The organism is uncultured Methylovirgula sp. (assembly GCF_947646745.1).
Lineage (GTDB): Bacteria > Pseudomonadota > Alphaproteobacteria > Rhizobiales > Beijerinckiaceae > Methylovirgula.
This window is the reverse complement of record NZ_CANSHK010000002.1, coordinates 55903-69260: the sequence shown is the minus strand read 5'-3', so window position 1 is coordinate 69260 and position 13358 is coordinate 55903. Positions and strand designations below refer to the sequence as shown.

General features: G+C 64.0%; 12 protein-coding genes and 2 tRNA genes. 10 read left to right on the top strand and 4 right to left on the bottom strand.

Annotated features, from left to right (window positions below; genetic code table 11):
* Window positions 1–99 precede the first annotated feature (99 nt).
* Window positions 100–175, bottom strand: a tRNA-Lys gene (locus Q0025_RS01115).
* Between the two features lie 145 nt (window positions 176–320).
* Window positions 321–1895, bottom strand: a complete 1575-nt coding sequence (locus Q0025_RS01110) for a 2-isopropylmalate synthase (protein WP_297295146.1) — start codon at window positions 1893–1895, stop codon at window positions 321–323.
* A 311-nt stretch (window positions 1896–2206) separates the two neighbouring features.
* Here Q0025_RS01110 and Q0025_RS01105 point away from each other — a divergent pair, with 311 nt between their 5' ends.
* The gene (locus Q0025_RS01105) at window positions 2207–2971 is read left to right on the top strand and encodes a metallophosphoesterase family protein (protein WP_297295145.1); all 765 of its coding nucleotides are present in this window, start codon (window positions 2207–2209) and stop codon (window positions 2969–2971) included.
* Window positions 2972–3101: 130 nt separating this feature from the next.
* On the opposite strand, the gene Q0025_RS01100 is transcribed toward Q0025_RS01105, so the two are convergent.
* Window positions 3102–3299 carry a hypothetical protein gene (locus Q0025_RS01100; RefSeq protein WP_297295144.1) on the bottom strand — a complete coding sequence of 66 codons (198 nt, stop codon included), beginning with the start codon at window positions 3297–3299 and terminating at the stop codon, window positions 3102–3104.
* Between the two features lie 389 nt (window positions 3300–3688).
* Here Q0025_RS01100 and Q0025_RS01095 point away from each other — a divergent pair, with 389 nt between their 5' ends.
* From Q0025_RS01095 to Q0025_RS01070, 6 genes are all read left to right on the top strand, one after another.
* Window positions 3689–3913: a hypothetical protein gene (locus tag Q0025_RS01095; RefSeq protein ID WP_297295143.1), complete on the top strand. Its 225-nt coding sequence runs from the start codon at window positions 3689–3691 to the stop codon at window positions 3911–3913.
* A 139-nt stretch (window positions 3914–4052) separates the two neighbouring features.
* Window positions 4053–4658, top strand: coding sequence for an HdeD family acid-resistance protein (locus tag Q0025_RS01090; protein ID WP_297295142.1), 606 nt, complete (start codon window positions 4053–4055; stop codon window positions 4656–4658).
* 77 nt (window positions 4659–4735) lie between these two features.
* Window positions 4736–4811 (top strand) — tRNA-Phe (locus Q0025_RS01085).
* Entirely contained in the window at window positions 4793–5428 is a 636-nt protein-coding gene (locus Q0025_RS01080; protein ID WP_366939370.1) for a Pr6Pr family membrane protein, read from the top strand. Before Q0025_RS01085 ends, Q0025_RS01080 begins: the two co-directional genes overlap by 19 nt.
* A 70-nt stretch (window positions 5429–5498) precedes the next feature.
* Entirely contained in the window at window positions 5499–5921 is a 423-nt protein-coding gene (gene ndk, locus Q0025_RS01075; RefSeq protein ID WP_297295141.1) for a nucleoside-diphosphate kinase, read from the top strand.
* Window positions 5922–5998: 77 nt separating this feature from the next.
* Window positions 5999–6739, top strand: a complete 741-nt coding sequence (locus Q0025_RS01070; protein ID WP_297295140.1) for a DUF2155 domain-containing protein — start codon at window positions 5999–6001, stop codon at window positions 6737–6739.
* Here the strand turns inward: Q0025_RS01070 and aat are convergent.
* Complete coding sequence (gene aat / locus Q0025_RS01065; protein WP_297295139.1) at window positions 6736–7422, bottom strand: leucyl/phenylalanyl-tRNA--protein transferase; 687 nt, start codon at window positions 7420–7422, stop codon at window positions 6736–6738. The two genes, Q0025_RS01070 and aat, sit on opposite strands and share 4 nt — an antisense overlap.
* 267 nt (window positions 7423–7689) lie before the next feature.
* On the opposite strand from aat, the gene Q0025_RS01060 reads away from it, so the two are divergent.
* The 3 genes from Q0025_RS01060 to Q0025_RS01050 are packed head-to-tail and all read left to right on the top strand — an operon-like array spanning window position 7690 to window position 13312.
* A complete protein-coding gene (locus Q0025_RS01060; RefSeq protein ID WP_297295138.1) occupies window positions 7690–9111 on the top strand; it encodes a TolC family protein in 1422 nt (473 codons plus the stop codon).
* On the top strand, window positions 9108–10151 hold the full coding sequence (locus tag Q0025_RS01055) for a hypothetical protein (RefSeq protein ID WP_297295137.1): 1044 nt from the start codon (window positions 9108–9110) through the stop codon (window positions 10149–10151). The genes Q0025_RS01060 and Q0025_RS01055 overlap by 4 nt, the downstream gene beginning before the upstream one ends.
* A 2-nt stretch (window positions 10152–10153) precedes the next feature.
* The gene (locus Q0025_RS01050; protein ID WP_297295136.1) at window positions 10154–13312 is read left to right on the top strand and encodes an efflux RND transporter permease subunit; all 3159 of its coding nucleotides are present in this window, start codon (window positions 10154–10156) and stop codon (window positions 13310–13312) included.
* Window positions 13313–13358: the final 46 nt, after the last annotated feature.

Genomic DNA, 13358 nt, shown 5'->3' with positions numbered 1-13358 from the left:
CCGGCATCCGACGGGCACCGTTTTGCAGCCGCACCGACTCGCGACGTTCTTCGGGCTTTGCCGCTAAAGGCTTTGATGCCGCTAAGTCTTTGATTTTAGTGGTGGGCGCACAAGGGCTCGAACCTTGGACCCGCTGATTAAGAGTCAGCTGCTCTACCAACTGAGCTATGCGCCCTCACGTCCGTGAGGCGGACCACCGGCGCCGCCGAAAGCGGCGCGCCGGCAGCATGTAAGCGAACATTGCCGGCAGCGCAAGCCGCAAGCGCACCGAAGCCGATCCTTGCCCCAAGCAGAACCGGCACCCAGCCGCCGCCTGCTGCTTAGCCGGCCTTGCTATCCGTCTTGCGCCGTTGCAGCGCTGCAAGCTTGTTGAGCGCGGCAATATAGGCCCGGGCGGAGGCGACAAGCGTATCCGGATCGGCGCCGCGTGCCGTCACCGAGCGGCCGCCCTCGGCGAGCTTGACGGAGACCTCCGCCTGGGCGTCGGTACCCTGGGTGACGGCGTGAACTTGATAGAGTTCGAGCTGCGCCTCATGCGGCACGAGCGCGTGGATGGCATTGAAGATCGCGTCCACGGGGCCGTTGCCGGTTGCCTGATGCGTCTTGAGCGTGCCTTCGACGTCGAGCGTCAGCGCCGCCGATTGCGGGCCGCCGGTGCCGGCCATCACCGTCAGCGAGACGAGCTTGATGCGCTCATGCGCACTGACCAATTCGTCATCGACCAGCGCGATCAGATCTTCGTCGTAGATCGTCTTCTTGCGGTCGGCCAGATTCTTGAAGCGGGTGAACGCATCCTGCAGCGCGTTCTCGCCGAGCTCGTAGCCGAGCTCGCGCAATTTCTCGCGGAAAGCGTGGCGGCCCGAATGCTTGCCCATGACGAGCGAGCTTTTGCTGAGGCCGACGCTCTCCGGCGTCATGATTTCGTAAGTCTGCGCATTCTTGAGAATGCCGTCCTGATGGATGCCGCTCTCGTGCGCAAAGGCGTTCCGGCCGACGATCGCCTTGTTGTATTGCACCGGGAAGGAGCTGACGGCGGAGACGAGCTTCGATGCGCGCGTCAGCATCGTCGCATCGATCGTGCTGTAATAGGGCAGGCGATCACCGCGCGTCTTCAGCGCCATCACGACCTCTTCGAGGGCGGCGTTGCCGGCGCGCTCGCCAAGCCCGTTGATCGTACATTCGATCTGCCGCGCCCCGGCGGCGACGCCGGCGAGCGTATTGGCGACGGCGAGGCCGAGGTCGTCGTGACAATGGACGGAGAAGATCGCCTTGTCGGCATCCGGCACGCGATTGCGCACCGCCTCGAACATCGCGGCATATTCGCTCGGGATCGCATAGCCGACCGTGTCGGGCAGATTGATCGTCGTGGCACCGGCCTTGATCGCCGCCTCGATGCAGCGGCAGAGATAGTCGATCGGCGTCCGCGTCGCATCCATCGCCGACCATTCGACGTCGTCGACGAGGTTGCGCGCCTGCATCACCGTCTTGGTGATGATGGCGAGAACATCCGCCTCGCTTTTATTCATCTGATGCTCAAGATGGATCGGCGAGGTCGAAACGAACGTGTGGATGCGCGGCTGCGCGGCATGGCGCACGGCCTCGCCGGCGCGGGCAATATCGCGCTCGATGGCCCGGGCAAGGCCGGCGACGCGGGCCCGCTTGGTGCGCTTGGCGATCTCGGACACGGCCTCGAAATCGCCCTCGGAGGCGATGGGAAAGCCGGCCTCGATAATGTCGACGCCCATCGTATCGAGCAGATGGGCGACCTCGAGCTTCGCCTCGAAGGTCATGGTTGCGCCGGGGCATTGTTCGCCGTCGCGCAAGGTCGTATCGAAGATCAAAACCCGGTCTTTATCGGCAGGCTTGGCGCCGTTGCTTTGCACAGAATTTTTCATCGGATTGGCTCAGGTCTGAAATGACGGAATGGGCTGGTGCAATGCTCCCCTGAGTGCCCGGGCGAAAACCCGGCCGGCGCTCAGGGGCTGGTAAGGAGAAGCAGGCCGAGCGACAGCGCCGCCGGCCCGCGGGCCAAGTCCTTACGCTGCAAATGGTCGGCGCCAAACCGCACGCGAGCCTCATGAAATCCACAATCGGGGACACTTTAGAGCAAGCGGGAAACAGCGGCAAGCGGCCCGAAAAGTCGGCCTGACCGTCATGCGAATCGTCTAAAGTCACGCTCGGCGGCCCGAGACGGGGAGGCATTCCGATGGCGCCGGGTTTCAAATTCAAATCTCCGGCGCGACCGCGGCTCCCCGACGGGATGCGGGTCTATGCCATCGGCGACGTGCATGGCCGCGCCGACCTCTTGGCGCACCTCTACGCTCTCATCGACGCCGATCTCGCCCGGCGGCCGCCGGCGCAAGTGATGCACATCATGCTCGGCGATTATATCGATCGCGGACCGGCCTCGCGCGAGGTGATCGATCTTATTCTCGCCCGGTCGGTCCAGCATCGCGTCGTCGCGCTGAAGGGCAACCATGATTCGTTCGTGCTCCAGGCGCTTGATGATCCTTCGGCGATGGGCGACTGGCTGCTGATGCATGGCGTCGAGACCTTGGCGTCCTATGGCCTCACCGCCGCCACCGTCGCGAAGAGCCGCGTGAGTGATCTTGCACAAGCTTTTGCCGCGGTGCTGCCCGCCCCCCATCTCGAATTCTTCCGCGGGTTGAAATGCTCATTTTCTTGCGGTGATTTCTTCTTCGCTCATGCCGGGGTGCGGCCGGGCATCGCTCTCGATCGCCAATCGGAAGAAGACCTCCTCTGGATCCGGCAGGACTTCCTCCGCCATGACGGCGATTTCGGCAAAATGATCGTGCACGGCCATACGCCGGTCCGCAATGTCGAGCGCCGCGCCAATCGCATCGGTATCGATACGGCGGCCTATGCCTCCGGCAAGCTCACCGCCCTGGTCATCGAAGGCAGTACTCTGCGCCTCATCGATACCGCACGGATCGCCGCCCGCGCGGCCTGAATCGGTTTTAAATCATTCCATTTATCAAATTAAATCAGGGACTTGCTACACGGCGCGCTTGCGGCAGAAACCGCTTCGCTTCCGGACCTGCGTTGGCTGAAAGCTGCCGGCAAGGCCTAGAGCAGGGGGATTAGCTCGCCGCGGCGGCCGCCTCGCGGTCCTTCAAAAGCCTGGCGAGGAGTGCCTCCTGTTCGGCGATGCGCTCCGACGTGAGTTCGTCATCTTCGGCACCGGAATAGGCGGCAGCCTGTTCGGTCAGGTCGCGAATGTTCTCGCGCACGGCGGCGATTTCCTGGTCGAGCGCGGCGAGGGCGGCGGCGTTGGGCATTGCAGTTCCTTAAGACACAAGGGCGTTTGGCTCGCCGGGACCCTAGAGCATCATGCGCAAAAGTGTAAGCGGGACATGAGCGTCAAACTCCCCGGCATGCGCCCCGCATCGGGGACGGCTTCTCGAAGCCCGGCCGACCGGACCGTTCCCGCGCCGATGAGAAAGGGGCGCAGTCTGAAGCGATTGAATTTTTCTCTTGGAAATCGACAAAGCAGATGGCCGAGAGAGAGATTAAATAGGCTCGAAATAATGTTAGATAACGTTTTGACGAATTTATATTATCAATCTCAAAGTGATCGCGGCGCCACACCCATGAAAATTAATGCGGCGCGTCACAAAAGTGTCGCGCAAGACTTGCGAAGCTCCGCATTTATTGGCAGGCTAAGATCATGCCTGAAAGTTCCGAGCCGCTTCTCGAATTGATCGACAAGGCGCAGAAATTAGCCGAGCAACAGCGGCGGCCGATGGTCGCCTATCTTCTGCACATGGCCGCCGACGAAGCCGCGCAGGGCAAGGCTGATCCGTCGTCTGCGGTTCACGCCCAGTCGGCGAAGCGGCGGCGCAGATGGCGCTGGCGCTGGTCGCCGAAATCCGCCAGCGAAATGCCGCATTGAGCGCGGGGTCGTTCGTCGGCATCCAATCTCTTCCCTTGGCTTAATTCGGCCACTTCACCATGGCCAACAATCGCCGCGATGCTATAGAGGCGCAGGCTTCGATCGCGCTCGACGAGCGCTGCCGGTGAGGAGGGCAACCGTGTCAACGTTTCAGCCATCAACCGACGCGGCATCGTCCCGCGCGATCCACGATCATTGGGGCCTCTTTCTGGCGGAAGGCAGCGCGCTTGTCCTGCTTGGACTTGCCGCGATTATCATTCCGTTCGTTGCCGGCAACGTCTCGATTTTCTTTCTCGGATGGCTGTTTCTGATCGCCGGACTCATCGGCCTCATGTCGACGCTGCGCGGCCGCAATGCGCCGGGCTTCGGCTGGTCGCTTCTGTCGGCGATCATCGCTTTGATCGCGGCGGCGGTATTGCTCTCGAACCCACTGCAGTCTCTTGCCTCACTGCCGCACAATCTCACGACCTTGGCGCATGTGCTGATCGTGTTCTTCATCATCGACGGCTTGCTGATGATCATCTTCGGCATTACGCATCGCAGCGAGCAATCGGCGCGATGGGAATTGCTGCTGGCCAACGGCCTCGTCGATTTCCTCATCGTCGGGCTTTTGCTCACCGGGCTGCCGGATTCGGCGCTCTGGGCGCTGGCGCTTCTCGTCGGCATCGATCTCCTCTTCGGCGGCGCCTCGCTGATCGTCATGGCCTTGGAGGCGCGCAAGGGCGCCGTCGCCGCCGTCGCATAGCGGACAGGCTTCGGGACGGCTGGACAAGCCTTGGATCGCTTCCTATAAAGCGCCCCTCCGGCCCTGCGCCGGACCCTGCCCAGGTAGCTCAGTTGGTAGAGCATGCGACTGAAAATCGCAGTGTCGGTGGTTCGATTCCGCCCCTGGGCACCAGCCGCTGGTTTCGCCGCTTCGCCGCAGCGCTGATCGCCTGTGCTGCCTGGCTGGGGCTCACCCTGCAATTCCTGGCGACTTACGCGCATGTCGGCTCGGCCATCGCCGCGCTTTGGATTCTCGCCGATTATTTCACCATCCTCACCAATCTTGCCATTGCCGCGTTCTTCACGGGTATCGCATTAGGCGGGGCGGGCTGGCGCGCGCCGCAGAGTCTTGCCGGCCTGACGCTCGCCATCCTGCTTGTCGGAATCGTTTATGCGCTTTTGTTGCGGCCGATCGACCATCCGCAAGGATTGGCGAGCGCCGCGAATGTCGTCCTGCATCTCGTCATGCCCATTCTCGTGCCGCTGTTCTGGCTCGCCGCGGGGTGCAAGGGCGCGTTACGGCTCCGCGACCCGTTCGTCTTCGCCGCCTTTCCGGTGATCTATTTCGTCTATGCGATGGCGCGCGGCGCGGCGGACGGCCATTATCCTTATCCGTTTTTCAACGCGGCCAGGATCGGCTGGCCGCAAACGCTCCTCAATGCGGGCTTCATCGCCGCGGGTTTTGTCGCCGGCGGCTATGCGCTTTTGGCTTTGGACCGCGGGCTGCGGCGGCGCATGGCGCACCATTAGCGCCGTCCACCTTGCAGGGCGGCATGGGCGCCGCTATAAGCGCGCGGCCTACCTCAGAGACCAATAAAACATGGCCATCGAACGCACGTTTTCCATCATCAAGCCCGACGCGACGCGCCGCAACCTGACCGGCGCGATCAATGCACTGATCGAAGCGGCGGGATTGCGCATCATTGCGCAAAAGCGCGTGCTGATGACGCGCGCCCAGGCCGAAACCTTTTATGCCGTGCACAAGGCGCGGCCGTTCTTCGGCGAACTGGTCGAAACGATGACCGCCGGTCCCGTCGTCGTCCAGGTGCTCGAGGGCGAAGACGCGATCAAGAAATACCGCGACGTGCTTGGCGCGACCGACCCGGCCAAGGCCGCCAGCGGCACGGTCCGCAAACAGTTTGCGCTCTCCGTCGGCGAGAATTCGGCGCATGGTTCCGATGCGCCCGAGACGGCCGCCATCGAGATCGCACAATTCTTTTCCGGCAACGAGATCGTCGGCTGATCGGCGCGGCCCTATTCCGGCCGGAGTTTGATGGTCCTTTCGCCCGGCTTCGAGAGGGTAAACTGACGGCGCCGCGGATGAAGATCATGATGCGAAGACGAGCGCGCGGCGCCTTGGCGTCATGTCTTGGTCTCGGCCTTTTGCTTGCACATTCGAGCGAAGCGGCGGCCGACAAGATCAAGCATTCGATCGCCGTCTTTTCCGGACTCGACAAGATCACCGGCCGGATCATTTCCTTTGAAGTCGGCATGAACGAGACGGTGCAATTCGGCTCGTTACTGGTCACCGATCGTGTCTGCTACACGCGGCCGCCGACCGAGGCGCCACAGACCGATACATTCGTGCAAGTCGACGAGATCGACGCCGACAAGACGACGAAGCGCATCTTTTCAGGCTGGATGTTCGCGGCGAGCCCCGGCCTCAATGCGCTCGACCAGCCCGTCTACGACATCTGGCTGACCGACTGCAAAGGCACCGAACAATTGATCGCGTCGCCGCCGACCACGGCTGCGACGCCGGAGCCGGAAGAGGCAGGCGGCACCCCGGCCGCGGCCAATCCGGCCGCGCCGCCGGCGGCCAATCCGGCAAAGCCGCAGCATCCGAAGCGCCAGACTCGCGACGCACCGCAAAACACACCGCAACACGGCCCCATCGAAGTCGGACCGCCACCGGGTTTCCAGCCGCCAGATAATGGCGGCAATGACCAGCCGCCGGGCGCGGGGGGTAACGATCAGTCTCCGCCGGATAATAGCGGCAATGATCAGCCGCCGCCGTCGCCGCTGTCGCCCGGCCAGATGCCGCCGGATAACAATAATTAGTCGATTTCGTCGCCCGACGCGGCCAGGGCGGCGAGCACCTCGCGGCCCGGCACGGTGCGGTCCTTCGGCCAGACCAGGAAATCGCCCCTTCCGGCGACCGCATCGGCCAGCATGAAACGGTAGGCTTCCTTCGAGACTTCGATCGCGCCCAGCGACTGCAAATGCGGCGTCACGAATTGCGTGTCGAGCAGTTGAAAGCCTCCGGCGACGAGCCGGCCGGCAAGATGGATCAATGCCACTTTCGAGGCGTCGCGCTGCCGGTGAAACATGCTTTCGCCGAAGAAGGCGGCGCCGAGCGCCACGCCGTAAAGACCGCCCGCCAGAACGCCATCGTGCCAGGCCTCGACCGTATGGACGCGGCCGAGATCGAAGAGCTGGCCGTAAAGCTTCTTGATCCGGTGATTGATCCAGGTCTTTTCGCGGCCTTCGCCGACGCTGGCGCAGGCATCGATCACGGCCTCGAAATCGTGGTCGATCCGCACCTCGAAACGGTCCGAGCGGACGAGTCGCGCCAGTTTCCGCGACACGATCATGCCGTCGAGCGGGAAGACGCCGCGCGCTTCGGGATCGATCCAGAAGAGATTCTGGTCTTCGGCGCTCTCGGCCATCGGGAAGAGCCCGATCGAATAGGCCCGCAACAGAATATCGGGCGTAATCTCGAAGTCCTGGCGTGGCCGGCTCATGGCTCAGGATGTGTTTCCGAGCGCCGCGGCGTCAAGGCGTCAAACGGCCAGTTCACGGCAAACGCCGGGGGCGGGAGCCCGCCCGATCGATATTTTCGTGATCGTTTCATATTTGGCACATCTGCAAGAAAATGCCTGATAAGTACCTTGGAACATTTCCCGGAATCCCTTTGAGACGATAACAGTCTAGGTGAGCCACGCTTCAGTCGCCGGGAGAGGCGGCACGCGTGGCGGGGAACCGGGATGACATGTGTGCGCAGGCTCTTGATGGCTGCTTTGGCCGGCATTTTCGCCAGTAGCTGCGTGCGCGATCAGCCGGTTCCGCTTTCGCCCGTGGCGACCGCCGCGGCGCTCGAAAGCCGTAGCCTCGAGGATCCGCGCCTGCGCCAATTCGTGCTTGCCGCGACCCGGCCCGATGCGCCGCCCGATGCCCCCATCCGCTGGGATTTGGCCAGCCTGACGGCGGCGGCGCTCTATTATCACCCGGATATTGCGCTGGCCGAGGCCAAGCTTGCCGGCGCCAAGGCGGCCGTCATCACCGCCAATGAACGGCCCAATCCGGTGCTCAATTTTACGAATATCGTCGGGCAGGGGCTGGTACCGGGGGCCATTCCCATCGGCGCTGCGCCGCTGACCATCGGCCCGGCGATCGATTTCCTCATCGATGCCTTCGGCAAGCGCGAGGCCCGCACGGCAGAGGCCTTGCGGCTCGAGCAGGCGGCGCGCTGGGATCTTGCCGCCGCCGGCTGGCAAGTGCGCGGTCGCGTCCGGGCGGCTTTGCTGGCGCTGTGGGCGGCCGAGCGGCGCCTGGCGCTGACGAAGCAACGGCTGGCGCTGCAGGATCAGCTTGTCGAACTGCTTGAGCATCGCCAGGCGGCAGGCGAGGCCTCCGCCCTCGACGTGTCGCGCGAGCGCGTCAGCCGGGCCGAAGTCACTTTGGCCCTGCATGACCTCGATCTTGCCGCGTCCGAAGCGCGCGTCGATCTCGCCACCGCCATCGGCGTTCCTGATCATGCCCTCGATGGCGTCGCGCTGGCGACCGAGGCCTTCGACCACCCGCATCTCCTGGACGGGCGCGCGGAGTCCGGTCTTTGGCGGCGCGAAGCGCTGACCCGGCGGGCAGATATTCAGGCGAGCCTCGCCGTCTATTCGGCGAGCGAGGCGGACCTGAAACTAGCGGTCGCCGGTCAATATCCCGACATTACGCTGAGCCCCGGCTACAGCTACCAATACGGCATCAATCAATACCAGCTCAACGTTCTTGCGACCCTGCCGATCTTCAACCAGAACCAGGGCGCTCTTGCCGAGGCGGTCGCCAAGCGGCAGGAAGCCGCGGCGCGCTTTGTTGCGCTTCAGGCGCAAATCATCGGCGAGATCGATCGCGCGAGCGTCGCTTACCGCAAATCGACCCAAGTGCTGGCCAGCGCCGCCGCCATGCAGGCCGACGAGGCGCGCCGCGCACGCCAGATCGAGAAATCCTTCGCCGCCGGGCAGGCGGACCGGCCAACCCTGGTCTCGACGCAGGTGGAGGCGGCGATCACGGCACTTTCGAACTTTGACGCGGTCTTGCAGCAACGGCAAGCTCTGGGCTCGCTGGAAGACGCCTTGGAGCGGCCGCTTTACGGGCCGGATGTTTTGCTGGCGCTGCCGCAAGCGCAATTGCCGCCGCCGCCGAGATCATCGTCATGACCGCGATCAAACGCTTCCGCATCCTCGCCATCGTGCTGCTGGCCTTCGCCGTCGGCGGCGTGCTGGGCGCATTCTATCTCATCCCCTCGCATGCCGACGAGGACAGCGACACCGAACAAAACCCCAATCCGCCGGTGCGTCTGACGATCAAGGACGGCGTTCCGACACTCACGATCAGCACCGAAGAGCAGCAGAACGCCGGGATCATCGCACAGCGGCTCGACGCTGCACCGGCCCAGGATTACACGCGCGGCTTCGCCACCGTGCTTGATCCCGCCGGCCTCGTCGATCTCAGCAATCAATACCGCGATGCCGAAGCGCAAGTCGCTGTCGCCAAGGCGCGGCTCGCCGCCTCGCAGGCCGCCTATCAGCGCGCACAAGTCCTCAACAAAGACCAGCAGAACATCTCGACGGCGCAACTACAGAGTGCGCACAGCGCCTTTGAGGTCGATATCCACACGCTTGCCGCGGCTGAGACCCATGCCGGCGCGATCATTGCCAATGCGCGGCAGGCCTGGGGCGGCGCGATCGCCGATGCGCTTTCCGGCGACGACGCCTTGCTCGCTGATCTCATCGGCCGGCGCAGCTATCTCGTACGCGTGACGCTGCCACCTGGCGTCGTCATCGCCACGCCGCCAGCGACCGCCAGCGCGCTTTTTGGCGCAACCGACGTGCGTCTCAGCTTCGTCTCGCTAGCGACAGCCGCAGATCCCAAGCTGCAAGGCGTCAGCTATCTCTATCAGACTCCGGCCCAGAACCTTCTGCCCGGCCTGACGCTCGAGGCGAGCCTCGCGGTCAAGGCGTCGGAACCGGGCCTCATCGTGCCGGACTCCGCCGTCGTCTGGCTTGAAGGCAAGGCCTGGATCTACATCCGCACGCAACCGACGATCTTCATCCGCCGCGCCATCAACCCGGCCCGCTCGGCGCCGCGCGAAGGCTATATTGTCAGCGGCCTTGCGCCCGGCGCACAGATCGTCATCCATGGCGCGCAAATGCTGCTCTCGGAAGAATTCCGCGCCTCGGTGCCGGTCGAGGATTGACGATGAACGTCGCCGGACTGCAGGCCTCGATCATCCGCTTCGCGCTGCGTTTCCGCGGCATCATCGTCGTCCTCGCCTGCCTGCTCGTCGCCTATGGCATCTATGTGCTCAATCACGCGAGCTACGACGCTTTTCCGGAATTTGCGCCGCCGCAGGTCGATATCCAGACCGAGGCGCCGGGTTTTGCCGCCGAGCAGGTGGAAACTTTGGTCACCCGGCCGATCGAGACCGAGGTCAATGGTATCGCCAACCTGCAGCGCATCGAATCGAGTTCGATCCAGGGCCTTTCCGACATCAAGGTCTATTTCGGTCTGAACACCGATCTCTATCGCGACCGCCAGCAGGTCGCGGAACGGCTGGCGACGCTCGCCAATCAATTGCCGGTCGGCGTGCGGGCTCCGGGGATGATCCCGATGACCTCGTCCGGCGCCACCATTCTGGTCATCGGCATCACCTCCGAGCGGCAATCCCTCATGAAATTGCGGACGATCGCCAAATGGACGATCCGCCCGAGCCTGCTTTCCGTTCCCGGCGTCGCCGGTGCCGAAGTCTTCGGCGGCGAGGAAAAATCGACCCAGATCCTGGTCCATCCCGACCGGCTGATCCGCTACGGTCTCGGCATGGAGGATGTGCTCGCGGCCGCACGGCGCGCCACCGGCGTCGGCGGCGCCGGCTTCATCGGCACGCCGAACCAGCGCATTACCCTGGAGACCGAGACGGAGGGCATCACTCCGGACGATATTGCCCGCACGACTGTCCTTCGCCCGGATGGCGGCCGCATCGCGCTCGGCGATGTCGCCGACGTCATCGAGGCACCGGAACCGTCGATCGGCGCTGCCGCGATCATGGGCGAGCCCGGCGTCGTCATGAATATTGACGAGCAGTATGGTGCCAATACGCTGCAGGTGACGAAAGCGATCGAAGCGGCGCTCGCCGATCTCGAACCGAGCCTCAAAGCACAAGGCGTCGTTTTGCACGGCGGCCTGTTCCGGCCAGCGAACTTTATCGTCGCCGCGACCGACAACCTGCGCTCATCGCTCTTGATCGGCGGCGTGCTGGTGATCGTCGTGTTGATCCTGTTCCTGTTCGACCTGCGCGCCGCGGCGATCTGCTGTACGGCGATCCCTATCTCGCTGCTCGCCGCAGTCGTTGTGCTGCAACAATCCGGCATCACGCTCAATACGATGACGCTCGGCGGCCTCGCCATCGCGCTTGGCGAAGTCGTCGACGACGCGGTGATCGGCATCGAGAACATCACCCGCAGATTGCGCGAGAACCAGCTTCTGCCGCAGCCGCGGCCCGCCGCGCGCGTGGTGCTGGAAGCAACCTTCGAAGTCCGCAGCGCCGTCGTCTATGCGACGTTCGCCGTCCTGCTCGTTTTTCTGCCGGTCGTGACCCTGGCGGGGGTCGCGGGGCGGCTCTTCGCGCCGCTCGGCCTCACCTATATCTACGCCGTTCTCGCCTCGCTGATCGTCGCATTGACGGTTACCCCGGCGCTGTCGCTGCTGCTGCTGCCGCGCCACGCGAAAGCGCATACGCCACCGGTCGTCAAATGGACGCGCGGCCGCTATGAGAGCGTGTTGCATGTCATCGTCGGCGCGCCGCGGCTCGCGATCTTTTTCGCGGCGCTCTTGACCGCCGGCGGCCTCGCGCTGCTGCCGCTCTTCGGCGAAACGTTTTTGCCGGATCTGCAGGAAGGTCATTTCATCGTCCACATGACCGCCATGCCCGGCACCTCGACCGCGGAAGGGCTTCGTATGGGCGCGCGCATCGCCCAGGCGATGATGAACCTGCCGATGGTGAAGACCGTGGCGCAGCGCGTCGGCCGCGTCGAACAGGCGGCGGCGGGCGACACGCATGGCACTCACCAGAGCGAGTTCGAGGTCGAGCTCAATCCGATCTCGGGCCATGCGGCGATGAACGCCAAACAGGCGCTGCTGGCGCATCTGCTCGACTTCCCCGGCGTCAACATTTCCGCCAATACGTTTTTGACCGAGCGCGTCAACGAAACCTTTTCCGGCTATTCGACACCGGTGGCCGTGAACGTCTACGGCAGCGATCTCGGCGTCATCAACGACACCGCCGAACGCGTCGTCGCGGTCTTGCGCGGCGTGCCCGGGGCTTCGTCCGTCGAGATCGAATCGCCCCTCGGTCTGCCGCAGGTCTCGATCAAGCTGCGCTCCGCCGACCTGCACAGCTTCGGGCTCGATCCGGCGAGCGTTCTCGATGTCGTGCGCACCGCCTATCAAGGCGATATCGTCGGCCAGACCTATCAAGCCGACCGTGTCTTCGATGTCGTCGTGCGGCTCGCGGAACGCCGCGTCGGCGATGTCGTCGGTATCGGCGATCTGCCGCTGCGGGCGCCAGACGGCACCTACGTCCGGCTCGCGCAAGTCGCCGATATCGCGCCGACCTCCGGCCTCTATCTCATCGAGCACCAGGGCGGGCGGCGGCTGCAATCGATCACGCTCGACGTGCAGGGTAGGGACCCCGCCTCCTTCGTCAAGGATGCGAAGGCGGCACTCGCGGCCAAGATCAAATTGCCGCCCGACACCTATCTCGTCTTCACCGGCGCGGCGCAAGGTCAGGCCGAGGCGCAGCAGGATCTGACGCTGAAATCGATCTGCGCCGGCGTCGGCATCGTCCTCCTGTTATCGATCGTCACCCGCAATTGGCGCAATCTGCTCGTCACTTTGGCGAACCTGCCTTTTGCGCTCGTCGGTGGCGTCGTCGCGGTATTCTTCTCCGGTGCGGTCCTCTCGCTCGGCTCGCTGGTCGGCTTCGTCACGCTGTTCGGCATCACCTTGCGCAATTCGATGATGATGATCTCGCATTACGAGCATCTCGTCTCGGTCGATGCGCAGACCTGGAACAAGGAGACCGCGGTGCGCGGCGCCGGCGACCGGCTCGCCGCCGTGCTGATGACATCGCTCGTGACGGGGTTGGGACTCTTACCTCTCGCGATCGGCATGAACACGCCGGGCCGTGAAATCGAAGGCCCGATGGCACTCGTCATTCTCGGTGGGCTGTTCACCTCGACGGCGCTGAACCTGTTCATCCTGCCGCCACTGTCGCTGCGCTTCGGCCGCTTCATAGCCCCGACGGCGGATGAGCTCGCCGATGCCTCGCCGCCGGCGAAACAGCCGGTGCCGGCGGAATAGGCGTCGATTCATTGCAGAAGAACTGTATCCGAGACGGCGCCCTTCT